The following is a 24,786-nucleotide window of genomic DNA, read 5'->3' on the forward strand; positions in this document are numbered from 1 at the left end:
TCGGCCGGCGGGTCGGTCCGAGGGTGGTCAGCGGGAGGTGAGGGGCGAGGGCGCGACGGCGGCAGGCCCCGTCCACCGGGTCGGCAGCGGAACGGCCACCTCGGGACGCACGACGGCGACGATCTCGTCGAGCGCGCGGGCCGCGTACTTCTCACCCACCCACAGGTGCTTGGCGCCGTCGATACCCGTCACGTCCGCCTGCGGTACCCGCGCGAACCGTGCCGCGGCGTCCTCGGGCACGAGGTAGTCGTCGAACTCGGGGACGAGGACCTTCAGCGGCAACCCGCTCGCGCCCCAGGCGTCGAGATCGGCGTCGCCGGCGCGGTGCAGCGGAGGGGAGAGCAGGATGGCGCCCTCGATGAGCTCCGCCACGGGATCCTGCGCCCCGTACTTGAGGCACAGTTCCGTGCCGAAGGACCAGCCGACGAGCCAGATATCGTGGAGGCCTTCGGCGACGGCCCACTCGACGGCGGCCTGGAGATCGAGCCGCTCGCCGTCCCCGCCGTCGAACGCTCCCTCGCTGCAGCCCCTCGGCGAGCAGGTTCCGCGGGTGTTGAACCGCAGGACGGCGATGTCCGCGAGGGCCGGGAGGCGGAAGGACGCCTTCCTGTAGACGTGCGAGTCCATGAAGCCGCCGTGCGTCGGCAGGGGGTGCAGGGTGACGAGCGTGGCCTTCGGTGACCGGCCCCCGGCAGGGGCGGCGTACTCCCCCACCAGCGTGAGTCCGTCGGCCGTCCGCAGCTCGATGTTCCGGCGATCCGCAGGCAGGACCGTCGAGGCCCGGATCTCGATCGCCTCACCGCTGGACGTGAAGGTGTACTCGGGAGTCTCGCTGCTGGCCATCCGTCCAGTCTAGGCGGGCGCGGACCGTCGCGGCCCGTCGCGGGTTCGGCCCTCGGCGGCGCCTCAGTACCGGAAGCTGCGCGTCTGCCAGCACCGGACGTGCCAGTGGCGGCGATCGGCCAGGGCGGACTCGGTCCCGAAGAACGAGTCCTCCCGCCAGACCACGAGGTGCGCGATCCCGGGCAGGATGAACGAGTTGCAGCCCGGGCAGGTGTAGGTCTTCGCGGCGTTCCGCTCGGTGATCCGCCGGACGGACCAGTCGCCGTCGGGCGCCGACTCGCGCTGGGGCAGGCCTGCCCGGGCACGTTCGAGGTCCAGCTCCGGCGGGGCGGCCCACTTGGGCCGGGAGGACCCGCGCGGGCGGTTCGGTCGGTTGGAACGGGGCACCCTCCCAGTCTGCCATCCGGACCGTACCCGTCCGCTCCGGCCCTGCGGGGGCCACGGCGCTCCGGACGGTAGAGTCTTCGTCGTGCGTCTTGTCATAGCCCGCTGCTCCGTCGACTACGTCGGCCGCCTCCGCGCCCATCTCCCCCTCGCCACGCGACTCCTCATGGTGAAGTCCGACGGCTCCGTCCTGGTGCACTCGGACGGCGGCTCCTACAAGCCGCTGAACTGGATGAGCCCGCCCGCGACGCTTCGCGTGACGGCTCCCGACGACGCCGACCGCGCCGAGGGCATCACGGAGGTCTGGACGGTCCAGCACGGCAAGAGCGACGACAGGCTCGTCATCAGCATCCGTGAGCAGCTCCACGACTCCTCCCACGACCTCGGCGTGGATCCCGGCCTCGTCAAGGACGGCGTCGAGGCCGATCTCCAGCGCCTCCTCGCCGAGCAGATCGAACTCCTCGGTGCCGGGTTCACGCTGATCCGTCGCGAGTACATGACGGCCATCGGCCCCGTCGACATCCTCGCGCGCGATTCCGCGGGGCGGACCGTCGCCATCGAGCTCAAGCGGCGCGGCGACATCGACGGCGTCGAGCAGCTCACGCGGTACCTCGAACTCCTGAACCGGGATCCCATCATGGCGCCTGTCCGCGGCGTCTTCGCGGCGCAGCAGATCAAACCGCAGGCACGCGTGCTCGCCACCGACCGCGGTATCGACTGCCTCACGCTGGACTACGACGCCATGCGCGGCGTGGACGACAGCGCCTCACGCCTGTTCTAGCCGCCCGGCGGTTCCGGAGCAGCGTCGCCCCATGCGGGCCCGCCCGGCCCCGGGTATCAGGAAGGGTGACCGCCTAGAATCGGATCATGGCCCTTCCCCACGGAACCTCCGATGCCCTGTCCGGACGACTGGTGACGGACGCGGGGATCATCGACGACGGTGTGCTGCGCTGGGACGGCTCGCGCATCACGCAGGCGGGTCCGTCGGACGGGAACCACGCAGGATCGCGCCTGCCGGACGATCACCTCATCCTTCCGGGACTCATCGACCTGCACTGCCACGGCGCGGGCGGCGGGGACTTCACGTCGGGATCGGCGGCAGACATCGAGGCGGCCGCCGCCCACCTGCACCGCAGCGGCTCGACGACGATCCTGGCCAGCACGTGCGCCGCACCGCTCGACGAGCTCGAGGCCGCCTTCGCCCGCCTCGCGGATGCGGCCGAGGCCGGCCTCGTCGCCGGTATCCACGCCGAGGGCCCCTTCCTCTCGAAGGAGCGCAACGGAGCGCACGATCCGGCATTCCTCCTCCTGCCCACGCAGGAGGACGTCGCCCGGCTCGTCACCGCGGGGCGGGGCAGGCTGGCGTCCATGACCTACGCCCCGGAGCTGCCGGGCAGCGACGTGCTCGTCTACGAACTCGTGATGCACGGCGTGATCCCGTCGATCGGGCACACCGACAGCTCGACCGAGGAGACCGCGGCCGCGCTGGACCTCATCAACGAGGAACTCGCCTCGACTGGCTTCGCCGGCTTCAGCGGGAGGCCGACGGCAACCCACCTGTTCAACGCGATGCCGGGCATCCATCACCGGTCTCCCGGCCCGGTTCCGCTCCTCCTGCAGCGCGCCCGTGCCGGGGAGATCGCCGTCGAACTGATCGCGGACAACGTGCACCTGCACGCAGAGACCGTCCGCATGGCCTTCACCATCGCGGGCTGCGAGAACATCTGCCTCGTCAGCGACTCGACGTCGGCCGCCGGCCGCACCTCGGGCTCCTACCGCCTGGGCCGCAGCGAGGTGAGTGTGATCGGCGGATCAGCGGTGCTGACGGCGACGGGGGCGCTGGCCGGGGGCGCGGGCAGCCTCCTCGACGTCCTGCGCTGCACGGTGCAGGCCGGTGTCGGCCTCGCGGACGCGGTCCGCTCGGCGACGGCCGTGCCGGCGGGAGTACTGGGTCTCGCCGACGAGGTCGGGAGCCTTCGAAGTGGCCTGCGCGCCGACGCGCTGGTGGTCACCGAGGACCTGGAACTGAAGGGTGTCCTGCGGAACGGGACCTGGATCAGGCCGCTCGGGGTCTGACGGACACGCCCTTCGCGCCTTGATCGACGCCGCCGGCGGCGTCGAGCCGCTGGGTCAGCGCCAGGTGCCGATACCGATGACCGGGCCGGCCTCGATCCAGGAGGAGAGACCGGCATACACGTCGTACTTCATCGCCAGATCGAAGGACTCCCCCTCGTAGGCCAGGTGCACGATGATCGCGCCGGGCTGAACCCGCACGCGCTCAGCCTCGGTGGGCGGGCGCCAGCCCTCTACCTCGAGGGAGCTGCGCAGGAACCGGAAGCGGGGCAGGGGGCTCAGCGACAGGAGGCTGAGCCACTCCAGGTGTTTGTCCGTGTAACGACAAACCCCCACCCGCCAACCCTGGGGAGGGAGGCGGATGGAGGCGTCGAAGGTGCCGAGAGCACGGTTGAGCTGGTAGCGGCGGAGGAGGAACGCGCCGATCACGAGCACGAGCAGGCCGAACAGGACCGCAAGGCAGATGAACGTCACACCCAGAGCCTCCACGCTCGGGATCCTAGGCGGATTCCGGGGTCACCGAACCGCCGACCCTGGCGTTGTCCGCCACGATCACGACCCGGTTGGAGTCGACCGAGAAGAAGCCGCCGTCGACCCCGACCACGAGGCGCTCACCGTTGACCGGCTCCACGGACAGTTCGCCTGCCTCGAGGATCGCCAGGATGGGCGCATGACCCGGCAGGATGCCGATCTGGCCGTTCGCGGTGCGGGCATTGACCGTTCGCGCCGCACCCGACCACACGAAGTGGTCGGCCGCGACGATTTCGACCTCGAGTTCGCCGTGTGTCGCCATCGGTGCTACTTACCGGTCTGCTCTTGGATCTTGGCCCACTGGCGCTCGACGTCATCGAGGCCGCCGACGTTGAAGAACGCCTGCTCCGCGATGTGGTCGAGGTCGCCGTTGCAGATGGCCGAGAAGCCTTCGATGGTGTCCTTGATGGAGACGGTCGAACCCTCGACACCGGTGAACTGCTTGGCGGTGTAGGTGTTCTGCGAGAGGAACTGCTGGATGCGGCGCGCACGCGCGACGATCACCTTGTCCTCCTCGCTGAGCTCGTCGATACCGAGGATCGCGATGATGTCCTGCAGTTCCTTGTTCTTCTGGAGGATCTGCTTCACGCGGACGGCCGTGTTGTAGTGGTCGTGACCGATGTACTGCGGGTCCAGGATGCGCGAGGTCGATGCGAGCGGGTCCACGGCCGGGTAGAGGCCACGGGACGCGATCTCGCGGGAGAGCTCGGTGGTCGCATCGAGGTGCGCGAAGGTGGTTGCCGGAGCCGGGTCGGTGTAGTCGTCCGCAGGCACGTAGATGGCCTGCATGGACGTGATCGAGTGGCCCTTCGTCGAGGTGATGCGCTCCTGCAGGAGGCCCATCTCGTCGGCGAGGTTCGGCTGGTAGCCCACGGCCGACGGCATGCGACCCAGCAGGGTCGAGACCTCGGAGCCGGCCTGGGTGAAGCGGAAGATGTTGTCGATGAAGAGCAGCACGTCCTGGTTCTGCACATCGCGGAAGTACTCCGCCATGGTCAGCGCGGACAGTGCCACGCGCAGGCGCGTTCCGGGCGGCTCGTCCATCTGGCCGAACACGAGGGCGGTGTCCTTGAGGACGCCCGCCTCCTCCATCTCGACCCAGAGGTCGTTGCCCTCACGGGTGCGCTCACCGACACCGGCGAAGACCGAGGTGCCACCGAAGTTACGGGCGACACGCGTGATCATCTCCTGGATGAGGACGGTCTTGCCGACACCGGCACCGCCGAAGAGGCCGATCTTGCCACCCTTGATGTACGGGGTGAGCAGGTCGATGACCTTGATGCCCGTCTCGAGCATCTCGGTGGAGCCCTCGAGGGACGCGAAGCTCGGCGCCTTGCGGTGGATGGGCCAGCGCTCGGTGATCTCGAGCGCCGATTCCTCGACGTCGAGCGGCTTGCCCAGGACGTTGAAGATGTGGCCCTTGACGCCGTCGCCGACAGGCACGGAGATCGCCGCGCCGGTGTCCTGCACCACGGTGCCGCGGACGAGTCCGTCGGTCGCCTGCAGCGAGATGGCACGCACGAGGTTGTCGCCGAGGTGCTGCGACGTCTCGAAGGTGATCAGGCGGGTCTCACCGTTGAGAGTGATCTCGGTGGTGAGGGCGTTGTACATTGCGGGGATTGCGTCGGCCGGGAACTCGACGTCGACAACCGGGCCGATGACACGTGCAATACGGCCGGTGGCGCCGGGGGCAACTGAGTCCGTACCGTGTTCAACAGTCTGGGCAGTCATCTCTCTCACTTCATTTACGTAGATGGCGTGGAACTAAGTCTAGCTGTGCCGCCCGGCGCCCCTGCGGGGCCCGGGCGGGGAGGATGTCAGGAGGCGTTCAGCGCGTCCGCGCCGGCCACGATCTCCGAGAGCTCCTGCGTGATCTCGGCCTGGCGTGCGGTGTTCCGCAACCGGGTGTACTTCTTGATCAGCTCGGTGGCGTTGTCACCCGCGGACTTCATCGCCCGCTGGCGGGCGGCGAGCTCGCTGGCTGCCGCCTGCAGCATCGCCGCGAAGATCCGCGACTCGATGTAGCGCGGCAGCAGGGCATCGAGCACCTGCTCGGGCTCGGGCTCGTACTCGTAGAGGGGCAGGAGGTCGCCCTCGTGGGTGACCTGCTCGTCCACCACTTCGAGCGGCAGCAGGCGCATGACCGACGGCTCCTGCACCACCATCGAGCGGAACTTCGTGTAGACCACGTGGATCTCCTCCACGCCGCCGTCCTCGTAGTCCTCCAGGAAGCAGGACAGCAGCGCCGCTCCGACCTCTCGGGCGGTCTCGAACTCGGGAGCATCGGTGTTCCCCGTCCAGACCTGCTCGTAGCCGCGGCCACGGAAGTCGAAGTAGGACTGGGCCTTGCGTCCGATCAGGTAGGCCTTGACGTCCTTGCCTTCGCTCCGCAGTGTCTCGAACAGGCCCTCGGCCTGCTTGAGCGCACTTGCGGAGTAAGAACCCGCCAGGCCGCGGTCGGATGTGAGGACCAGGACTGCTGCACGCCTGACCTCGCCGCGCTCGGTGGTCAGGGGGTGGTCGATTTCCGACTGCGACGACACGGCCGACACGGCGCGGGTGATCGCATTGGCGTACGGCAGGGCCGCGGCGACACGCGTACGTGCCTTGCCGATGCGAGAAGTCGCGATCAGCTCCATCGCCTTGAAGATCTTCCGCGTGGACGTCGTCGACGCGATCTTCTGGCGGTAGACCCGGATCTGGGCTCCCATTCTTGTCCTTTCCTCCGCTCCCCCCGAGGGAAGCGTTCAGGCCAGGGTCCTGCAGGCCGGGAGGGGCGGTGCCCCTCCCGGCAGCAGATCCTCTAGCGCTTCTGCCTGACGATCTTTTCCTGCTCGACCGAATCGGCGTCGATCGCTTCGTGCTGCTCGCTGCCGGCCCCGAAGCCATTGGCCCCGGCACCGAAGAAGCCCTGCTTGAAGTCCGTGATCTGCGTCTTCAGTTCCTCCGCCGTCGAATCCTCGAGCTTGCCCGTCTGGGCGAGCGTCGTGAGGACCTGCGACTTGTGGCCGAGGTGCTCCAGGAACTCCGTCTCGAAGCGGTTGATGTCCTCCACGGGGACGTCATCCAGGTAGCCGTTGGTACCGGCCCAGATGGACACGACCTGCTGCTCGACCGGCATCGGCGAGTACTGGCCCTGCTTCAGCAGTTCCATCAGGCGTGCACCACGCGTCAGCTGCTGGCGCGATGCGGCATCGAGGTCCGACGCGAACATCGCGAAGGCCTGCATGTCGCGGTACTGGGCGAGGTCCAGCTTCAAGGTGCCCGAGACCTTCTTCATCGACTTCACCTGGGCGGCACCGCCCACGCGGGACACCGACACGCCGACGTCCACGGCGGGACGCTGGTTGGCGTTGAAGAGGTCCGACTGCAGGAAGATCTGGCCGTCGGTGATCGAGATGACGTTGGTCGGGATGTACGCCGAGACGTCGTTCGCCTTCGTCTCGATGAGCGGGAGACCCGTCATCGAACCGGCACCGAGCTCGTCGGAGAGCTTGGCACAGCGCTCGAGCAGACGGGAGTGCAGGTAGAACACGTCGCCCGGGTAGGCTTCGCGTCCCGGCGGGCGGCGCAGCAGCAGCGACACGGCACGGTAGGCCTCGGCCTGCTTGGAGAGGTCGTCGAACACGATGAGGACGTGCTTGCCGCCGTACATCCAGTGCTGCCCGATGGCGGAACCGGCGTAGGGCGCGAGGTACTTGAAGCCCGCGGGATCGGACGCAGGGGACGCGACGATGGTCGTGTACTCCAGGGCGCCCTTGTCCTCGAGGGTCTGGCGGACGGCGGCGATGGTGGACGCCTTCTGGCCGATCGCGACGTAGATGCAGCGGACCTGCTTGTTCACGTCACCGGAGGCCCAGTTGGCCTTCTGGTTGATGATGGTGTCCACCGCGATCGCGGTCTTGCCGGTCTGACGGTCACCGATGATCAGCTGGCGCTGTCCGCGACCGATGGGGATCATGGCGTCGATGGCCTTGAGCCCGGTCTGCATGGGCTCGTGCACCGACTTGCGCTGTGTCACGCCGGGAGCCTGGGTCTCCAGGGCGCGGCGTCCCTCGGCGACGATCTCGCCGAGGTCGTCGATGGGCTGACCCAGCGGGTCGACGACGCGACCGAGGAAGGCATCGCCGACGGGAACCGAGAGGATCTCGCCCGTGCGGTGCACTTCCTGGCCTTCTTCGATGCCGTTGTAGTCACCGAGGACGACGACACCGATCTCGCGGGTGTCGAGGTTCTGGGCGAGTCCGAGCGTGCCGTCCTCGAACCGCAGCAGCTCGTTGGCCATGACCGAGGGAAGTCCCTCGACACGGGCAATGCCGTCGCTGGCGGTGGTCACGCGGCCGACTTCGACGCGCTCCGCGTTCCCGGGCTCGTAGGACGCCGCAAAGTCGTTCAACGCACTACGGACGTCTTCGGCGTTGATGGTCAATTCGGCCATCTCAGTCCCTGCTCTCCTGTGTTGTGGTCACCGTAGGATGCGTGGCGACCGATGGGTGATTCAGTGTGTGTGACACGGAACGGGGCGCGAACGCCTATCCCGCCAGCTTCCGGCGGAGCTCCGACAGCCTCGTGACGACGGTCGAATCGACCATCTCGTCACCGACGCTCACGCGGACGCCACCGATGAGGGCCGGATCGACCTTCACATTGACTTTCAACTGGCGGCCGTACATGGCGTTCAGGCCTGCCTCGAGGCGCTCGAACTGGCTCGCCGTCAGCGGACGGGTGACGCTGACGTCGGCGATCCAGCGCTGCTGACGCGCCGCGACCAGTTCCAGGAACCGCCCGACCAGCGCAGCGGGCTTGAGTCCGCGCGGCGACCGGACGGCCTGCGTGATGAGCAGGCGGCTCGCAGGACCTGCGTTCGGCACGAGCTTGAGGCCGAGGGTGACCTTCGACTCCGGCGACGCCTGCGCCTCGGAGAGCGCCCTCTGCAGGGCGTGGTCGGATCCGACGACCTGGATGAAGGAGTACAGCTCGTTCTCGAGCTGCTCCAGACCCTCCACGCCGCTGCCCTGCTCGGCGACCGAGATCACCACGGTGGCCGCCAGGGTCTCCAGCGCGTCACCGATGTCACGGGCGTTGGCCCAGCGCTCACCGACGAGGTCACGCACGACTCCGGCCGCCTCCGGGGACACGCGTCCGGCGATCAGTTGATCGACGAGCACGGCCTTGTCCTTCCCGGTGCGGGACGGGTCCGTCAGCGCGCGGCGGAGGCCTGCGTTGCTGTCGAGGATCGCCAGGACGCCGAACAGGTCCTCGGCCAGCGCGAGGTTCGCGCCGGCCAGGCGTGACTCGAGTCCTTCACGGACCGTTGCCAGGGAGACGCTCGATACTCCGGCCATTACTTCGATGCACCTGCGCTCGACGAGGTCTCGAGATCGGCGAGGAAGCGATCGACGACGCGCCCGGACCGGGCGTCGTCGGCGAGGGATTCACCGACGATGCGGCTCGCCAGATCGGTCGCCAGCGTGCCGACCTCGGCGCGGAGCGAGACCACGGCGGCCTGACGCTCGGCCTCGATCTGGACGTGGGCCTGCTCGGTGATGCGAGCCGACTCCGCAGCCGCCTTCTCCTTGAGGTCCGCGAGGATCTGCGCACCCTCGGCACGTGCTTCCTCACGGATGCGGTTGGCCTCGGTGCGTGCGTCGACAAGCTGCTGCTTGTACTCGTCGAGGGCCGCGTTGGCTTCGGCCTGTGCGGCTTCCGCCTTGGCGATACCGCCTTCGATCGCCTCGGTGCGCTCTGCGAACGTCTTCTCGAACGCCGGCATGACGTACTTGAAGACGATGAACAGCAGGACGGCGAAGCCGACAACGGTCACCAGCAGTTCCCATAGGTTCGGGATCAGAGGATTGGAGCCCTCTTCCGCCGCCATAATCGCTGCGTTAAGCATTTTTCACCCGTCTTTCTTCAACTGGTCTTCGGTCGGTCAGGACGGCTGTGTCAGGCGCCGATGACGAAGGCGAAGACGAGGCCCAGGATCGCGAGGGCTTCGGTCAGCGCCAGGCCGAGGAAGGCGATGGGCTGGAGGACACGCTGTGCCTCAGGCTGGCGAGCCACGCCATTGATGTAGGCCGCGAAGACGAGACCCACACCGATACCACCGCCGATTGCGGAGAGACCGTATCCAACGAGGTTGAGGCTACCCTGTACTTCCATTGTGTTCCTTTCAAGATGCCGCCTTGGTGCGACAGGTTGTTTGGGATCATCCCCGACGGGGAAGACATGTGTGAATCAGTGGGCGTCGGCGTGCAGTGCGCCTTCGATGTAGATCGCGGCCAGCAGCGTGAAGACGTAGGCCTGCAGGATCATGATCAGGGCCTCGAGCATGTACATCGCGACGGATCCGACGAGGACCAGGACGCTGGTTCCCTGCAGCAGGATGTTGCCCGTCATAACCATGTACTCGATGGCCGATCCCGCGAGGGTCACGATCAGGTGGCCTGCGAGCATGGTGGCGAAGAGTCGGAGCGAGTGCGTGACCGGCCGGACGATGAAGTTCGAGATGATCTCGATCGGCACCACGATGAGCAGGATGTACCAGGGGACGCCCGAGGGGACCACGGCCAGCTTGAAGTAGCGGATGCCGTGCCTCTTCAGGCCGATGCCGACCCAGAGGAAGAAGAAGATGGCGGCGATGCCGTAGGCGCTGCCGGGGTGCGAGAACGTCGGCAGCTGCAGGAAGGGAACCGCACCGAAGATGTTGTTCACCAGCACGAAGAAGAAGGCGGTGAAGAGCCACGGCACGTACTTCAGGAATTCCTTGCCGCCGATGATGTCCTTGCCGATGGAGTTCCGGACGAATCCGTAGGCGGACTCCCCCAGGAACTGCAGCTTGCCGGGTACCAGTTGGTTCCGCCTGGAGGCGACGAGGAAGAAGGCGGCGATGAGGACCACCGAGAGGATGGTCAGCAGCATCTGCTTCCCGAACCCGCCCTCGAGGAGGACGCCGTACTCCCCGCCCCAGGGCAGGATGTCCCGGTAGTGGGTGTCATCGATAGTCGGGGCTACGAATCCCTCTTCGGTAGTTGCGGCCGGGAGCGCAAGCGCGATCAACGCGTTTCCTCTCTGCAGTGTCCATCGTTGGGCAAGATCTGTTCGGCCGCGTGACTGGTCCGACTCGTTGAGTTATGGGGAGTCACTCGGGTCCTGTACCGGCACCGGGCGTCGGCCGGGATCCGCTCTGCGGATTCGGCGTGTGGTCCCGGGTGAGGTTGTGCATGTGGGAGAGGTAGAAACCGCCCGCTGCACCTAAGAACGCTCCCGCCAGCACCAACCAGCGCGTGTCGAGGAGATTATCCAGCCACCAGCCTATCAAACTCCACACCAGGATCCCGCCAATGATGTAGCTGAAGACGGCCATCCCGGCGTTGTAGCCGCCGTTGGAATAGCGGGCGTCGCCGCTTCCTGACGGTGTGTCGGGACCCTCGGTCGGTTCCTGTCCTGTCGTCGGCATGTCAGTGTCCCTCCGGTCCGTGCGGGGTGGGCAGGGCATCGGCCGGTCCTTGCCCGGAGCGCTGTGCGGGTACGTGCCCGACCCGCGACCCGGGCTCCTCGCCGTCGCCGTACAGGGGGGTGCGGAGGCGCGAGAACGCGACGACCTCGGCAACCTGCCAGGCGATGACGGTGGCGAGTGCGCCGCTGAAGAACCAGGTGCGGTCCAGCCAGCCCGGTGTCCCCAGGAAGAACAGCACGGCGGCGAAACCCACGACCTTGATGGCGTAGGTGACGGCGAAGAGGCCGAGTGCCCCGGACGGGTTCGTGCGGCCCGCGTAGTGGCCGATGAGGAGGCTGATCCCGAAGAACGCGATCACGAGTGCCGCTCCGGAGAGGACGCTGAGCCCGGCTGCGGGCGACGTCGCCACGGTCGCGACGACGGCCAGGACGACGGCGATCGCTCCCCCGGCCGCGGCGCTCCGTGCCAGGATCCCCAGCCAGGGTGACGCCGTCGCCCCCGATGCGGGCACGATGTTCGCCTGGTCGGGTCCTGTGGCCGGCTCGTCCGGTCGTGGCACGTCGTGTCCGCTCTGTCGGCTGCGCCGTCCGGCGCCCTGCTGGTCCTCCACCGACGGCGTCGGGAGGCCTGTACCGGATCGACGGGACGAAGGATCACCGCGCCCGGCGCATGGAATTCTACCGTACCGGCGCTGCGACGCCTGTGCCGTCCGCTGTCCGGTGCGCGTTCCGGACGCTCCGCCGGCCGTCCACGGCGATCCACCGCCCCCGGCGGCACACGGGTCCAGGGGTTCCCGCCGCCCGTGCCACGGTGGCCGCTAACAGGCGCCGGCGGCGACCCGTCGGCGGGCCGCCGCGCGGAAGATCCGCGGCGAGTAGAGGTACAGGGCGACGACGACCGCGGCGAACAGGGACGCGGACACCGCGAGCGGCGCGGGCGCCGTGGCGAGCACGAAGCCCGCTGCACCGGTCAGGGCGGACAGCACGGAGACGAGGACCGAGACCTGCACGTGGGAGAGGCCCGTGTCCGTGAGGCGCTGGTACACGTGCTGGCGGTGCGCCGTCGAGAGGCGTTCGCCGCGCCGCGCGCGCCGGAGGAATGTGGTGAACGTGTCGGCGAGGTAGATGAGGACCGGCGAGAGGAGGTACTCCAGGTACACCCCTGCGAGCAGGCCCGTGACGGCGATCGCCGCGATGGAGGCGCCGAGCAGATAGCTGCCGACGTCGCCGAGGAAGACGAATCCGCGGCCGAGGTTCCAGGGCAGGAAACCCGCGAAGGCCGCCGCCACCACGAGGCCGGCGACGGTGAGCCAGAGCTGGTCGGCCAGCACACCGGCCCACGCGTAGAAGAGGCCGACCACCGAGCCGTGCATGCCGGAGATGCCGTTGATGCCGTCCATGAAGTTGGCTGCGTTGATGTAGGTGGCGACCGCGATGGCGCCGACCGGGATCCACCAGTAGCTGCTGTCGTCGATCGTCGTCGCCAGGGCGGCGGTGCCGACCGCACCGATGAGCAGCTGCGTCGCCAGCCTGACCCGGACGGAGAGTCCGCGGAAGTCCTCGATCCACCCCAGGGCGGACGCCGCGGCCACCAGCACGAGGATCACGAGGATCAGCGACCGGTCGACGGCGACGAGGCCCGTCGCGAGCGAGAGGACGAGTGCCACGAGGATGGCGAGCGAGACCGCGAGGCCCATGCCGCGAAGGACGACCGTGCTGTGCGACGAGCGGGTGTTCGGGATGTCGATCACGCCGAGCCGCCGGAGCAGCGGCTTGACGGCGAAGGGCAGCAGGAGCGAGAGGACCAGCGCGGTCAGGCCGATCACGACCAGCAGCGTGGTCATGGCGTCGTCCTGCCGGAACCCGAGGTAGAGGACGCGGACGGACGGGACGCCGCGGAACGCGCGTCCTGATCCTGATCCTGATCCTGATCGTGATCCTGATCCTCCGAGCGGGCGTGGCCGCGGGAGGTCGATCCGGCGGTGGCCTGCAGCTCCGTCGCCGCATCGAGGGAGGCGATGCTCCGGTGATCGTGGCCGAAGCCGCCCTCGGCCTTCCACGCCTGGAGGTCCAGCTGCTGCGGATCGAGGGCCACGACGGAGGTGTGCGAGATCTTGGGATGCAGCGGGCGCGAGTCGTCCTCCCCGACGCCCATGAGGTCCTCGTGCATCTTCTCGCCGGGGCGCAACCCGGTGAAGACGATGTCGATGTCCTTGCCGGACATCGCGATCATCCGCTGGGCGACGTCGAGGATCCGGACCGCCTCCCCCATGTCGAGGATCAGGACCTCCCCGCCCCGGCCGATGGCACCCGCCTGCACCACGAGCTGGCACGCCTCGGGGATGGTCATGAAGAAGCGCGTCACCTCGGGGTCGGTCACCGTGATGGGGCCGCCGGTACGGATCTGCTCCGTGAACAGCGGCAGCATGGAGCCGCGGCTGCCGATCACGTTGCCGAACCTGACGGAGACGTACTGCTGCCCGGTCCGCTGGGCATGGTGGGACGTGAGCTTCTCGGCGACGCGCTTGGAGTGGCCGAGGACGCTGGTCGGGTCCGCCGCCTTGTCCGTCGAGATGTTCACGAAGTTCGTCACCCCCACCGCGGCCGAGGCCCGCAGCACGTTCAGTGAGCCCTGGACGTTGGTCTTCCAGGCCTCCTCCGGGTACTGCTCGAGGAGGGAGACGTGCTTGAGCGCAGCGGCGTGGAACACGACCTGCGGCTTGCGGTCCTCGAAGATGTCCAGCAGCGCGTCAGCGTCCCGGATGTCCGCGAGGACGGTGTCCCGGCCGGTCAGCAGTCCGCGTCCTGTGAGGGAGATCTGCGTGGACTGCAGGCCCGTCTCGTCGCGGTCCAGCATGATCAGCTCGGCCGGGGCGAACGCGGACAGCTGGCGGCACAGCTCGGAGCCGATCGAGCCGCCCGCTCCCGTCACCAGCACGCGCTTGCCGGTGATGTAGCCGGCCACCTCGTCCGGATGGATGTCCACCGGACGGCGTCCGATGAGGTCCTCGACCGCGACCTCACGGAAGTCGGCGATGGCCGGGCCCGAGGCTCCCAGCATGTCGCGCAGTGGCGGGAGGACGAGCACCTTGATGCCGAGGCCCGCGACGAGGTCGGAGACGCGACGGACCTGGGCGGCCTCGACCCCGGCGAAGGCGATGACCAGCAGCGAGGCCTGCGTCCTCGCCACGACCTCGCGCAGATCGTCGATCCGTCCGAGGACAGGCACCGAGGACAGGCGGAGGTGCTTCTTGGCGGGGTCGTCGTCGATCAGGCCGACGGGGAAGTAGGGCGATCCGGGATCCTGCATCATGCGGACCACCAGGGAGTTGCCGAGGAAACCGGCGCCGTAGATGAGCGTCCGCTGCGCGTCCTCGCCCGGTTTGGCCTTGCTCTCCACGTACATCCGCTTGAGGTAGCGGGTCGCCGCGAGGAACATGCAGGCGAACGGGAAGGCGATGATGCCGATGCTGCGCGGGACCTCGATCACCGTGAAGAAGGCGACGCTGACGAGGACGAGGATGACGCCGACCAGCACCGCGACGATGACGAGGAGTTTCGCCTCGTGGAAGCTGCCGAAGCTGTACCTGCCCCGGTAGAGCGCGAAACTCAGTCCGACGACCAGCTGCGCCACCACCGCGACCGTGCAGAAGGCCGCGATGCCGGGGACGTTGACCTCCTTCACGAGGAGCTCGTACCTCAGGATGAGGGCCAGGAGGATCGCGACGATCCAGGCGGCGGCGTCCAGCAGGTACTGCGACCACAGCCAGATGGCCGGTTTGTCGCCGCTCGACCCGACGGCGGTGGAGCCGGATGTCCGGGCCGCGGCCCGTCCTTCGTTGAGTCCCATGATTCCTAACGGTGTCTTGCAGGCCGGGACCGCGTTCCCACCGTCGGACCTGCCGTCTCCGGGCCCGACGGTGGTGACGCGGGCCGGTCCGGCAGCAGCTGGAACACGGTGTAATAGACTGCTACTACCCGAGAATACTAACTGCACGGCCTGTACCAGGCCCGTCGCGCACCGCCCTGGCGCGGCCCGGAAGGACCAGTTTGCACGCCCCTGACGCCGGCTCTCCCCGCGTGTTCATCGTCATCACGACGTACAACCGGGCGTCCTTCCTGAAGGATCTCCTCGACTCCGTCGCTACCCTGGATCCCGCCCCGGCCGGGGTCGTCGTCGTCGACAACGCCAGCACCGACGACACCGCGGACGTGCTCGCGGGCCTCGACCTCCCCGTGCCCGTCGTCGTGCTGCGGCTGCCGGCGAATGTCGGTGGTGCGGGCGGCTTCGCGGCCGGCGTGGCCCGCGGGCTCGAGGAGGGCGCCGACTGGCTCTGGCTGATGGACGACGACGTCGTCGTCCTCCCGGACGCCCTCGCCTCCTTCCGGCCCTGGATGGCGCGCTACTCCTGCATCCACGGTCGTCGCCTCGACCACGCCGGGCGGCCCTTCTTCTGGCAGCACCAGCTCCACGAGCGGCTCGGCGTCCATCTGCCCGTGCGCGGGGACGTCTTCGCCACCTCGCCGGTCTTCCACACGAACGTGGGCTGCTTCGAGGGGATGCTCGTCGCGGCCGACACCGTGCGGGAGACCGGCCTGCCCGACGCCCGGTTCTTCCTCAACGGCGACGACACCGCCTACGGGTGGCTGATCTCCCGGCACCACCCGGTGGCCTACGTCGACGCCTTCGTCCTCCGGAAGACCCGGGCGCAGCGGCAGATCGACCTCGGCGTGCGCCACCTCAACGACTCGAGCGACCTGTCACGGTTCTGCGGCATGCGCAACCGTGGACACCTCGCGCGCTACCTGCAGCTCCACGGCCGGTACTCCCGCCTCGGCTTCGGACTGGGTACCGTCCTCTCCGCCGGCAAGGAGATCGTCCGCCTGCTGGCGGTCGAGCACTCCGTGTCCGGGATGTCCGCCGTGTGGCGGGGCTGGCGGGCCGCGCGCGTGATCCTGCGGGACCGGGGCTGGCGTCCCGAGCCTCCGCTGGCGGGTCCCACCGGCACAGGCAGCACAGGCGGCACAGACAGCACAGGCAGCACAGGCGGCACACGATGAACTGGCTGGTCATCGGCGGCTCCGGCTTCGTCGGCCAGGAGATCCTCGGCGCGGCCCGCGCGGCGGGCATCGAGGCCCACACCGCGCCTGCACCACGGCTCAGGACGACGGCGGACACCCCGGAGACGGTCCTCGCAGACGCGCGCCGCAGCGACGTCGCTGTGCTGACCGGGCTCATGGCGGGTCACGACGTCGTCGTCAACGCGGCGGGACTCGCGACGCCGTCCGCCGACGACAGTGCCGGGCTGAGGGGTGCGAACGCACTGCTTCCGGCCGTGCTCGCCAGGGCCGCCGGCGCCGCGGGTGTCCGCCGATTCGTCCACCTCAGCAGCGCTGCGGTCCAGGGACGCACGCCGATGCTGGACGAATCCGGCGCCGTGCAGCCCTTCTCCGCCTACTCCCGCAGCAAGGCCCTCGGCGAGCAGACCCTGGCGCTCCTGGACCAGGACGGCCTGGCGGTCGCCACGGTCCGCGCCACCTCCGTCCAGGGAGCAGGGCGGCCCACGACGGCGGCTCTTGCGCGACTCGCCCGCTCGCCGCTGGCGTCGGTGGCGGCGCCCGGCACGGCCGCCTCCCCGATCACCTCGGTGGGCGCCCTCGCGGACCTCGTGGTCGCCGTGGGGCGTCACTCCGGCGAGGTGCCCGCCGTCGTCCTGCAACCGTGGGAGGGACTGTCCGTGCGGTCCGTCCTCGAGGCCGCGGGCGGAAGACCGCGTGTCCTGCCGGCGTGGCTGTGCAGGACGGCCATCAGCGGTGGCTTCGCCACGTCGCGGCTCCTCGGCGGGAGGCTCGACGGCCATGTCCGTCGTGTCGAGCTCATGTGGTTCGGGCAGGACCAGGTTGCCGGCTGGGCAGCTGCCGAAGGGCTGGTGCCGGCGCCCCGGGTGCGGGAAGTCCTCGGAGCGGCAGCCCTGCCCGACCGGCGGTAGTCGTCGGAGCAGCGCCCCTGCGCGCCCCGGCGCGCGGACGGTCGATGTGGGCTCAGCTGTCGGCGTCAAGCACGTCGTCCGTATCGTCGTCCTCGTCCGGACGGTCCGCGCCGGGACCGGCGTCGCCGTCGACGCCGATGATCCCCGGGACGACCTCCCTGAGTCGCTGCAGCGGAAGGGTCCCCTGGCGGACCACGCGCAGGACGTCCCCCGTGGCGTCGACGATGGTCGAGCCCGTGCCGTCGCCCTCGCTCCTCGGACCTCCGTCGAGGTACACCGCGACCGAGGCGGCCAACTGCTCGGCCGCCTCCGCCGCCGTCGTCGCCGCCGGCTGCCCGGTCCTGTTGGCGGAGGACACGGCGAGCGGACCGGTGAGCATCAGCAGCTCGAGGGCGATCTCGTCGTCGGGTACCCTCAGCGCCACCGTACCGAGGGTGTCCCCGAGGTCCCACGTCAGCGAGGGCTGGGCATGGCAGATGATGGTGAGTCCGCCGGGCCAGAACTCCTCGGCGAGCTTCCGGGCCTCCGGGTGGACGTCCGTCGCGAGGCCGTCGAGTGTCTGGATGCGGGGGATGAGGACCGGCGGCGGCATGGTCCGCCCGCGCCCCTTCGAGGCCAGCAGCGTCGCGACGGCCTGGGGCGAGAAGGCGTCCGCCCCGATGCCGTACACGGTGTCGGTGGGCAGGACGACGCACTGCTTCAGCGAGACGGCGCGCTGTGCGGCGGCGACGCCTTCCCGGCGCTGGACGGGATCGGAGCAGTCGTAGCTGGTGGTCACCGGGTCATCTCTCCATTCGCGGCGGTGCACGCCGGAGTCGGGGTATCGGGGTGGGGTGGGATCGATCGGGTAGAGGCGTCGACCTTGCGGGCACGAGCCTCGTCGATCAGGCCGACGGCGGGGGCCCGAAGCCCCGGCCACGGAAGCCGGCCGAGTAGGCGGCGAACCATGACCTCAGCCCCTTGAGGTCACGCTGCGTGAGGAAGTAGTAGGGGAAACCGATCACGTCGGCGCCGAACCACCGCAGGTTCCGGTACTTCCGTGCCAGGTAGGCCCGGTTGCGGAAGTAGGAGGCACGCTTGAACTCTCCCACCGGGATCACGGGGGTGATGAAACCGCCGAAGATGGGCTTCATCTCCGACCAGGTGGCCGGGTGCCGGACCGCGACGGTGGCGAGGGTGCCGTACTTCAGGCCTGCCTTCCGCACGCGGGCCAGGAAGTCGACCTCGTCCCCGCGGATGAAGAACTTCATGTCCGGCAGGCCGATGGTCGAGAAGACCTCGGTGCGGATCAGGGCCCCGTTGAAGAAGTGCACCATGTCGGGCAGGAAACCGAGCGGCTCGAGGGTTGCACGGTCATTGGTCAGCAGGCCGTTGATGCGGAAGTTGAAGGACAGCCGCGTCGGATCGTCGGTCGCGGCGACCAGCGGGCTCACGATGTCGAGGCCGTGCTCGTGGGCCGCGCGCAGCAGTTCGGCGAGGCAGCGCTCGTCCTCCGGATGCCCATCGTCGTCCATGAGCCATACCCACCGGGCGCCGCTCGCAATGGCCGCGAGGATCGCGAAGGCGAAACCGCCGGCCCCGCCGAGGTTCGCCTCCGAACGCAGGTAGTGGATGGAGCCGCCCGCAGCCTCCACGATGTCGGTGGCAGGACGCGTGCCGGAATCGACGAGGGCGACCGTCCTGATCGGTGCGGTCTGCCGGGCGAGCGCCTGCAGGAGCTCGGCGAGCTCCTCGTGGCGGTCGTAGGTGACTGCTGCGACGGCGACGGTGTCGGCGAGCTGCCCGGTGTCCGGGGTTCGATCCCTGGCCTCCGTGGCACCCACGGGTCCTGCGTGCACCGGCTGCTCCGTCATCGTCCGTCTCCTGTGGCTGTGTCCGCGACGCCGGCTCCCGACGTCGATGTCCCGTCCGGGCGGACCTGCCGCAGGACGGCGCTGGTCGCCCGGTCGCGCCCGCCGAGGTCCTGGTGCGTGGTGATGGACGACCACACGCCGGCCTCCCCGAGGAACGCGGCGACCCAGGGCGCCTGCACCTCGGCGTGCTCCATGACGAAGTACCCGCCCTCCCTGAGCAGTCGGGCGGCCGAAGCTGCGGCGGCGCGTGGCAGCCGGAGCCCGTCGGCTCCCCCGCCGTACAGCGCCATCTGCGGATCGTGCTCGGCCACCTCGGGTTCGGTGGGTACGGCGTCGGCCGGGATGTACGGCGGATTCGACACGACGATGTCGAAGGTGCCGTTCTCCTCGGGCAGCGCCGTCGCGAGGTCACCGTGGACGAGGCGGACCCCGTAGGGCTCGAGGTTCGCTCCGGCCCAGGCGATAGCGAGGTCGCTCAGTTCCACGGCGTAGACCTCTGCGCCGGGCACCTCGTCCGCGACCGACGCGGCGATCGCGCCGGAGCCGGTGCCCAGGTCCACGATCCTCGGTGCCGCCAGCGTGCCTGCCCGGTCGATCACGAGCTGCGCCACCGATTCGGTCTCGGGACGCGGGATGAACACTCCCGGGCCTACCGACAGGTCGATCCGCCGGAAGGATGCACTGCCGGTGAGGTGCTGCAGCGGGACCCGGCGCGCGCGCTCGTCGACGAGGGCATCCAGCCCCTCCGGCGCCGGAGCGCCGGTGATGGCCATCGATCGGAGGCGGCCCCGGGACACCCCGAGCAGGTGGGCTGCCAGGAGCTCGGCGTCGACCCGGGGACTCGGCACGCCTGCCGCGCGCAGCCGCTCCTCCGCCGCACGCAGGGCCTCCTCCACGCCTACTCTTCCGTGCCGATGGCGTCCAGGCGGGCCTGCTCGTCCATCTCGATGGCCGACTGCACCACGGGCTCGAGGTCACCGTTCATGACGGCGTCCAGGTTGTAGGCCTTGTAGCCCGTGCGGTGGTCCGCGATCCGGTTCTCCGGGTAGTTGTAGGTGCGGATGCGCTCGGAGCGGTCCATGGTGCGGATCTGGGACTTCCGGATGTCCGAGTTCGCGGCGTCGATCTTCTCCTGCTCGTGCGCGAGGATGCGGGAGCGCAGCACGCGCATCGCCGCCTCGCGGTTCTGCAGCTGCGACTTCTCGTTCTGCATCGCCACGACGATCCCCGTGGGCAGGTGGGTGATCCGGACCGCCGAGTCGGTCGTGTTGACGGACTGGCCACCCGGGCCCGAGGAACGGTAGACGTCGATCTTCAGGTCGTTCTGGCTGATCTCGACCTCCTCCGGCTCGTCGACCTCGGGCAGCACGAGCACGCCCGCCGCTGAGGTGTGGATGCGGCCCTGCGACTCGGTGACGGGGACGCGCTGGACGCGGTGCACACCGCCCTCGAACTTCAGGCGCGCGTAGACGCCCTCCGCCGGGTCGTTGGAGGATCCCTTGATCGCCATCTGGACGTCCTTGTAGCCGCCGAGGTCGGACTCGTTGGCGGAGAGGAGCTCCGTCTTCCAGCCACGGGACTCCGCGTACCGCGCGTACATGCGCAGCAGGTCCCCGGCGAACAGCGCGGCCTCGTCGCCACCCTCGCCGCCCTTGACCTCGATGATGACGTTGCGGCCGTCGTTCGGGTCCCGCGGGATGAGCAGGCGGCGCAGGCGCTCCTGCGCCACGGCGAGCTGTTCCTCGAGCACGGGGACCTCGGCGGCGAACTCGGGGTCCTCGGACGCCATCTCGCGCGCGGCCTCGAGGTCGTCGTTCAGGGCGGTCCACCGGTTGTGGGCGTCGACGATCCTGCCGAGCTCGGCATACCGGCGGCCGAGCCTGCGGGCCAGCGCCTGGTCGGCGTGGACGGCGGGGTCTGCGAGCTGGTTCTGCAGTTCGGAGTGTTCGTCGAGCAGTCCCTGGATGGACTCAAACATCTGGTGTACCTCTTTCGGCGTCTACCGCCAGTCTACGAAGCTCGGGACGGCCCGGTTGACCACGCTCCGGCCGGGCGAGCGGCTTAACAGGCGAAGCCGCTCGCCCTGCCGGCCCGGGGAGGGCGGCAGGACGAACGGCGTCGTGGCGTGCGCTAGTCGGAGTCCTTGGAGCCCAGGGTGGTCTTCTGGACCTGCATGAGGAACTCGACGTTGGACTGCGTCTCCCGGATCTTGTTGGTCAGCAGCTCGAGTGCCTGCTGGGTCTCGAGACCCGACAGCACGCGGCGGAGCTTCCACATGATCTTGACCTCGTCCGGCGAGAGCAGGTTCTCCTCGCGGCGCGTACCGGACGCGTTGACGTCCACGGCCGGGAAGATGCGCTTGTCGGCGAGGCTGCGCGAAAGGCGGAGCTCCATGTTGCCGGTGCCCTTGAACTCCTCGAAGATGACCTCGTCCATCTTGGAACCGGTCTCGACGAGCGCGGTCGCGAGGATGGTGAGCGAGCCACCGTTCTCGATGTTGCGGGCAGCACCGAAGAAGCGCTTCGGCGGGTACAGCGCTGCGGAATCGACACCACCGGAGAGGATACGGCCCGAGGCCGGTGCGGCCAGGTTGTAGGCACGGCCGAGACGCGTCATCGAGTCGAGGAGCACGACGACGTCCATGCCCATCTCCACGAGGCGCTTGGCGCGCTCGATCGAGAGTTCGGCGACCGTGGTGTGGTCGTCCGCGGGGCGGTCGAAGGTGGAGGCGATGACCTCACCCTTCACCGTGCGCTGCATGTCGGTGACTTCCTCGGGACGCTCGTCCACGAGGACCATCATGAGGTGCACCTCGGGGTTGTTGATCGTGATGGCGTTCGCGATCGCCTGCAGGATGAGCGTCTTGCCGGCCTTGGGCGGCGAGACGATCAGGCCGCGCTGGCCCTTGCCGATCGGCGCAACGAGATCGATGACGCGGGGACCGATCTTCTTCGGGTCCGTCTCGAGGCGCAGGCGGTCCGACGGGTAGAGCGGAACGAGCTTCGCGAACTCGACGCGGTCCTTGAGGTCCTCGGCCGGCTTGCCGTTCACCGTGGTGACGCGGACGAGGGCGTTGAACTTCTGGCGGGCGCTGGCCTGCGTCTCGCCCTCGCGGGGAGCGCGGATGGCACCGACGACGGCGTCGCCCTTGCGCAGGTTGTGCTTCTTGACCTGGGCGAGGGAGACGTAGACGTCGTTCGGACCCGGCAGGTAGCCGGAGGTGCGCACGAAGGCGTAGTTCTCGAGGACGTCGAGGATGCCCGCGACGGGCAGCAGGACGTCGTCCTCGGTGACCTCGACGTCGTCGACGTCGGGCTGGTTGCGTCCGCGGCGGCGGTCGTTGCGCTCGTTGCGGTCACGGAAGCGGCTGCTGCGGTCCTCGACGGGGTTCCCGCCGTTGCGGTTGGCCCGGTTGCGGCGGTTACGGCCGCGACCCTCGTCGTCGTTCGATGCGTTGGAGCCGTTGCCCCCGTTGTTCCGGTTGTCGCTGCGCTCGCTGCCGTTGCGGCCGCCGTCGTTCTGGCCGTCACTGTTCGAGCCGCTGTTGGAGCCGCTGTTCGAGCCGTTGGACGACCCGTTGTTCGAGCGGTCGTCGTCGCGACCGTTGCGTGAGCGGTTGCGGCGCTCGTTGCGGTCGCCGCGTCCCTCGCCCTGCTGGCCGAAGCCCGAGTCGCCCTGCTGGCCGGACTCGTTCTGTCCGTCGCTCTGGGTCTCGGTGCGGGTCTCGTTGCGGGAGTCGGCCGCGGTCTCGGTCTGGCCCGACTGCGCGTCGCTGCGGTCCTCGCCGCGACGGTTGCGGCGGTTGCGCTGGTTGCGGCCACCGTTCTCGCGGTCACCGCGATCCTGCTGGTCTCCGGCGGACGGGGCGTCGGCGGTCTCGCGTGACGGGGCTTCGACCTGCTCGCCGGTGACGACGGCAGCGTCCGACGCAGGTGCGGAGACGACGCCGTCGCTTCCCGCGCGGCGATTCCGGTTCCGGGTGCGGGGCTGGCGCTCGGGCGCCTCCTGCCCGTCCTGCGACGGAGCTGCCGGTGCTTCGGCGGCGTCCGGGGTGCCGGCGACGACGGGGCGCTCGGCGTCCGCGTTCCGCTCGCTGCGGACGGCGGGGGCCTTCTGGCGGTCGGCCACCGCGCCTCCGCGCTGGTGGTCCGAGATGGCGGAGACGAGGTCGCTCTTGCGCATCCTCGATCCCCCGGTGATGCCGAGCTGACCGGCGAGTGCCTGCAGCTGGGCGAGCTTCAGGCCGGCGAGGCCGCTGCTCTTGGAAGTTGTTGCGCCGGTTGCTTCAGCGTCTTGGGTGGCCACACCTGGTAACAGGTCAGTGGTTTCAGTCACGAAGGATCCTTCCCCCTCGTCGGGCGGCCACCTGATCAGTGGTCCGCGGTGGTTTGCCCCGTGCCGCATGTGAAGCAGGCGGGGTTCAGCCGGGCCGGGAACTGTCCGGCGTCGACTGGGCGTGCTGGAGCCTGAGGATGTCTTCGCAGGCAGGACGGGCCCGCGCACGAAGATCAGGTCGGAGGCTACACCGGAGGATGCGCTACTGCTGATGAAACCTGCAGTTTTCGCGGCGGTCCGAAGAAGAGGACGGCCGACTCAACAGAAGCACACGATGTCTGGAGAGACACAGTGACACGCAGTGCGCACAGCGTACGCGGAGCGGTCACTACCCTTGGTGCACTCCTACTTTAGCACCTGAACGCTCCACCGTGAGTCGGAGGACACGCCAGGGTTCCGGCGTGTCGAGGGTGGGAAGGAGCGCCCGCAGCGTCTCCTCGGCTGCCTCCGCGCCGTCCGTGCCGACGGCCAGCGTCATGATGCTGGGTCCCGCTCCGGAGATGGTGCTCGCGAAACCCGCAGCGCGCAGTCCTCGCAGGAGCGTGGCACTCGGGAGCATGGCCTGGGCACGGTAGTCCTGGTGCAGCGAGTCCTGCGTCGCGGGGAAGAGGAGTGACGGATCCTCCGCCAGGGCGTGCACCAGCAGCGCCGCGCGCCCGGCGTTGGCGGCCGCGGTGTGGTGGGAGACCGACGCCGGCAGCAGCGCCCGGGCGCTCTCCGTCGACAGCACGCTTCCGGGGACGGCGACCACGGGGACGATGTCGGGATGAACCTCCACCCGCGTGCTGTGGTAGGCGTGCCCGCTCTCCCAGGAGATGGCGAGGGAACCCATGAGGGCGGGGGCCACGTTGTCCGGGTGGCCCTCGAGCTGTGCCGCCCACTGCAGGAGGTGGGCGTCGTCGAGCCTGCGGTCGGCGGGCAGGAGCGCATTGCCCGCGAGGACACCCGCGACGATCGCGGCCGCGGAGGAGCCGAGGCCCCTGCCGTGCGGGATCACGTTGGTGGTGTCCAGCTCCAGGCCGGGTGCTGCGAACCCGGCGCGCTCCAGCGTGCTGAGGAGCGAACGCGCCACGAGGTGCGTCCCGTCCGTCGGGAGGACGGCGGAGCCCTCCCCCGTCGCCCGCACCAGGGTCGTCCCGGCGGTGACCGTGCGGACGCGGACCGTGTCGTAGAGGGAGAGCGCCAGGCCGAGCGTGTCGAAGCCCGGCCCGAGGTTCGCACTCGTCGCGGGGACGCGCACCTCGACGGACTGGCCGGTCGCTACGGCGGGGAGTCCGGCGGTCCTGTCCGGATCCGCGGCGGGAACCGGCACTGCATCC

The 24,786-nt window shown here is 69.3% G+C and carries 25 protein-coding genes; 4 read left to right on the forward strand and 21 right to left on the reverse strand.

Going from position 1 to position 24,786, the window contains the following annotated elements:
• Positions 1-27: 27 nt before the first annotated feature.
• On the reverse strand, positions 28-843 hold the full coding sequence (locus FNH21_RS01610; protein ID WP_152811824.1) for an alpha/beta hydrolase: 816 nt from the start codon (positions 841-843) through the stop codon (positions 28-30).
• Between the two features lie 63 nt (positions 844-906).
• On the reverse strand, positions 907-1,230 hold the full coding sequence (locus tag FNH21_RS01615) for a hypothetical protein (RefSeq protein ID WP_191931508.1): 324 nt from the start codon (positions 1,228-1,230) through the stop codon (positions 907-909).
• A gap of 82 nt (positions 1,231-1,312) precedes the next feature.
• Here FNH21_RS01615 and nucS point away from each other — a divergent pair, with 82 nt between their 5' ends.
• Positions 1,313-2,008, forward strand: a complete 696-nt coding sequence (gene nucS, locus FNH21_RS01620) for an endonuclease NucS (RefSeq protein WP_191931509.1) — start codon at positions 1,313-1,315, stop codon at positions 2,006-2,008.
• Positions 2,009-2,094: 86 nt separating this feature from the next.
• Positions 2,095-3,303: an N-acetylglucosamine-6-phosphate deacetylase gene (locus FNH21_RS01625; protein ID WP_152811828.1), complete on the forward strand. Its 1,209-nt coding sequence runs from the start codon at positions 2,095-2,097 to the stop codon at positions 3,301-3,303.
• Between the two features lie 54 nt (positions 3,304-3,357).
• On the opposite strand, the gene FNH21_RS01630 is transcribed toward FNH21_RS01625, so the two are convergent.
• The 13 genes from FNH21_RS01630 to FNH21_RS01690 all read right to left on the reverse strand — a co-directional run bounded on the left by FNH21_RS01630 (position 3,358) and on the right by FNH21_RS01690 (position 15,139).
• A complete protein-coding gene (locus FNH21_RS01630; protein ID WP_191931510.1) occupies positions 3,358-3,789 on the reverse strand; it encodes a DUF2550 family protein in 432 nt (143 codons plus the stop codon).
• A 10-nt stretch (positions 3,790-3,799) separates the two neighbouring features.
• Positions 3,800-4,093, reverse strand: coding sequence for a F0F1 ATP synthase subunit epsilon (locus tag FNH21_RS01635; RefSeq protein ID WP_055772985.1), 294 nt, complete (start codon positions 4,091-4,093; stop codon positions 3,800-3,802).
• 5 nt (positions 4,094-4,098) lie between these two features.
• Positions 4,099-5,562 (reverse strand): F0F1 ATP synthase subunit beta, encoded by a 1,464-nt coding sequence (gene atpD / locus FNH21_RS01640; protein WP_055772988.1) that lies wholly within the window; start codon positions 5,560-5,562, stop codon positions 4,099-4,101.
• Positions 5,563-5,648: 86 nt separating this feature from the next.
• Positions 5,649-6,542, reverse strand: a complete 894-nt coding sequence (locus FNH21_RS01645; protein ID WP_152811830.1) for a F0F1 ATP synthase subunit gamma — start codon at positions 6,540-6,542, stop codon at positions 5,649-5,651.
• A 92-nt stretch (positions 6,543-6,634) separates the two neighbouring features.
• Complete coding sequence (gene atpA, locus FNH21_RS01650) at positions 6,635-8,269, reverse strand: F0F1 ATP synthase subunit alpha (protein ID WP_152811832.1); 1,635 nt, start codon at positions 8,267-8,269, stop codon at positions 6,635-6,637.
• 94 nt (positions 8,270-8,363) lie between these two features.
• Positions 8,364-9,176: a F0F1 ATP synthase subunit delta gene (locus FNH21_RS01655; protein WP_152811834.1), complete on the reverse strand. Its 813-nt coding sequence runs from the start codon at positions 9,174-9,176 to the stop codon at positions 8,364-8,366.
• Positions 9,176-9,727, reverse strand: a complete 552-nt coding sequence (locus FNH21_RS01660) for a F0F1 ATP synthase subunit B (RefSeq protein ID WP_152811836.1) — start codon at positions 9,725-9,727, stop codon at positions 9,176-9,178. The genes FNH21_RS01655 and FNH21_RS01660 overlap by 1 nt, the downstream gene beginning before the upstream one ends.
• Positions 9,728-9,777: 50 nt before the next feature.
• Entirely contained in the window at positions 9,778-9,993 is a 216-nt protein-coding gene (locus FNH21_RS01665) for an ATP synthase F0 subunit C (protein ID WP_019481292.1), read from the reverse strand.
• 75 nt (positions 9,994-10,068) lie between these two features.
• Positions 10,069-10,890, reverse strand: a complete 822-nt coding sequence (atpB, locus tag FNH21_RS01670; RefSeq protein ID WP_055773003.1) for a F0F1 ATP synthase subunit A — start codon at positions 10,888-10,890, stop codon at positions 10,069-10,071.
• Positions 10,891-10,972: 82 nt separating this feature from the next.
• Positions 10,973-11,290 carry an AtpZ/AtpI family protein gene (locus FNH21_RS01675; RefSeq protein ID WP_152811838.1) on the reverse strand — a complete coding sequence of 106 codons (318 nt, stop codon included), beginning with the start codon at positions 11,288-11,290 and terminating at the stop codon, positions 10,973-10,975.
• A 1-nt stretch (position 11,291) separates the two neighbouring features.
• A complete protein-coding gene (locus tag FNH21_RS01680; RefSeq protein ID WP_338403115.1) occupies positions 11,292-11,849 on the reverse strand; it encodes a Cg1360 family ATP-synthase-associated protein in 558 nt (185 codons plus the stop codon).
• 258 nt (positions 11,850-12,107) lie between these two features.
• Positions 12,108-13,133 carry an MraY family glycosyltransferase gene (locus tag FNH21_RS01685; RefSeq protein ID WP_152811840.1) on the reverse strand — a complete coding sequence of 342 codons (1,026 nt, stop codon included), beginning with the start codon at positions 13,131-13,133 and terminating at the stop codon, positions 12,108-12,110.
• The gene (locus tag FNH21_RS01690; protein ID WP_241742693.1) at positions 13,130-15,139 is read right to left on the reverse strand and encodes a polysaccharide biosynthesis protein; all 2,010 of its coding nucleotides are present in this window, start codon (positions 15,137-15,139) and stop codon (positions 13,130-13,132) included. The genes FNH21_RS01685 and FNH21_RS01690 overlap by 4 nt, the downstream gene beginning before the upstream one ends.
• 200 nt (positions 15,140-15,339) lie before the next feature.
• Here FNH21_RS01690 and FNH21_RS01695 point away from each other — a divergent pair, with 200 nt between their 5' ends.
• Positions 15,340-16,350 carry a glycosyltransferase gene (locus FNH21_RS01695; RefSeq protein ID WP_191931511.1) on the forward strand — a complete coding sequence of 337 codons (1,011 nt, stop codon included), beginning with the start codon at positions 15,340-15,342 and terminating at the stop codon, positions 16,348-16,350.
• Entirely contained in the window at positions 16,347-17,279 is a 933-nt protein-coding gene (locus FNH21_RS01700; protein WP_152811843.1) for an NAD-dependent epimerase/dehydratase family protein, read from the forward strand. The genes FNH21_RS01695 and FNH21_RS01700 overlap by 4 nt, the downstream gene beginning before the upstream one ends.
• A gap of 52 nt (positions 17,280-17,331) precedes the next feature.
• On the opposite strand, the gene FNH21_RS01705 is transcribed toward FNH21_RS01700, so the two are convergent.
• The 6 genes from FNH21_RS01705 to thrB all read right to left on the reverse strand — a co-directional run bounded on the left by FNH21_RS01705 (position 17,332) and on the right by thrB (position 24,779).
• Entirely contained in the window at positions 17,332-18,057 is a 726-nt protein-coding gene (locus FNH21_RS01705; protein WP_191931512.1) for an L-threonylcarbamoyladenylate synthase, read from the reverse strand.
• A 106-nt stretch (positions 18,058-18,163) separates the two neighbouring features.
• Complete coding sequence (locus tag FNH21_RS01710; RefSeq protein WP_152811845.1) at positions 18,164-19,132, reverse strand: glycosyltransferase; 969 nt, start codon at positions 19,130-19,132, stop codon at positions 18,164-18,166.
• Complete coding sequence (gene prmC, locus FNH21_RS01715) at positions 19,129-20,028, reverse strand: peptide chain release factor N(5)-glutamine methyltransferase (RefSeq protein ID WP_191931513.1); 900 nt, start codon at positions 20,026-20,028, stop codon at positions 19,129-19,131. The genes FNH21_RS01710 and prmC overlap by 4 nt, the downstream gene beginning before the upstream one ends.
• Positions 20,029-20,030: 2 nt before the next feature.
• Positions 20,031-21,110: a peptide chain release factor 1 gene (prfA, locus tag FNH21_RS01720; RefSeq protein WP_152811847.1), complete on the reverse strand. Its 1,080-nt coding sequence runs from the start codon at positions 21,108-21,110 to the stop codon at positions 20,031-20,033.
• A gap of 152 nt (positions 21,111-21,262) precedes the next feature.
• Complete coding sequence (gene rho, locus FNH21_RS01725) at positions 21,263-23,467, reverse strand: transcription termination factor Rho (protein ID WP_191931514.1); 2,205 nt, start codon at positions 23,465-23,467, stop codon at positions 21,263-21,265.
• 328 nt (positions 23,468-23,795) lie between these two features.
• Complete coding sequence (gene thrB / locus FNH21_RS01730; RefSeq protein ID WP_338403116.1) at positions 23,796-24,779, reverse strand: homoserine kinase; 984 nt, start codon at positions 24,777-24,779, stop codon at positions 23,796-23,798.
• Positions 24,780-24,786: the final 7 nt, after the last annotated feature.

The sequence above is a fragment of the Arthrobacter bussei genome (genome assembly GCF_009377195.2).
In the GTDB taxonomy this organism is placed as follows: Bacteria; Actinomycetota; Actinomycetes; order Actinomycetales; family Micrococcaceae; genus Arthrobacter_D; species Arthrobacter_D bussei.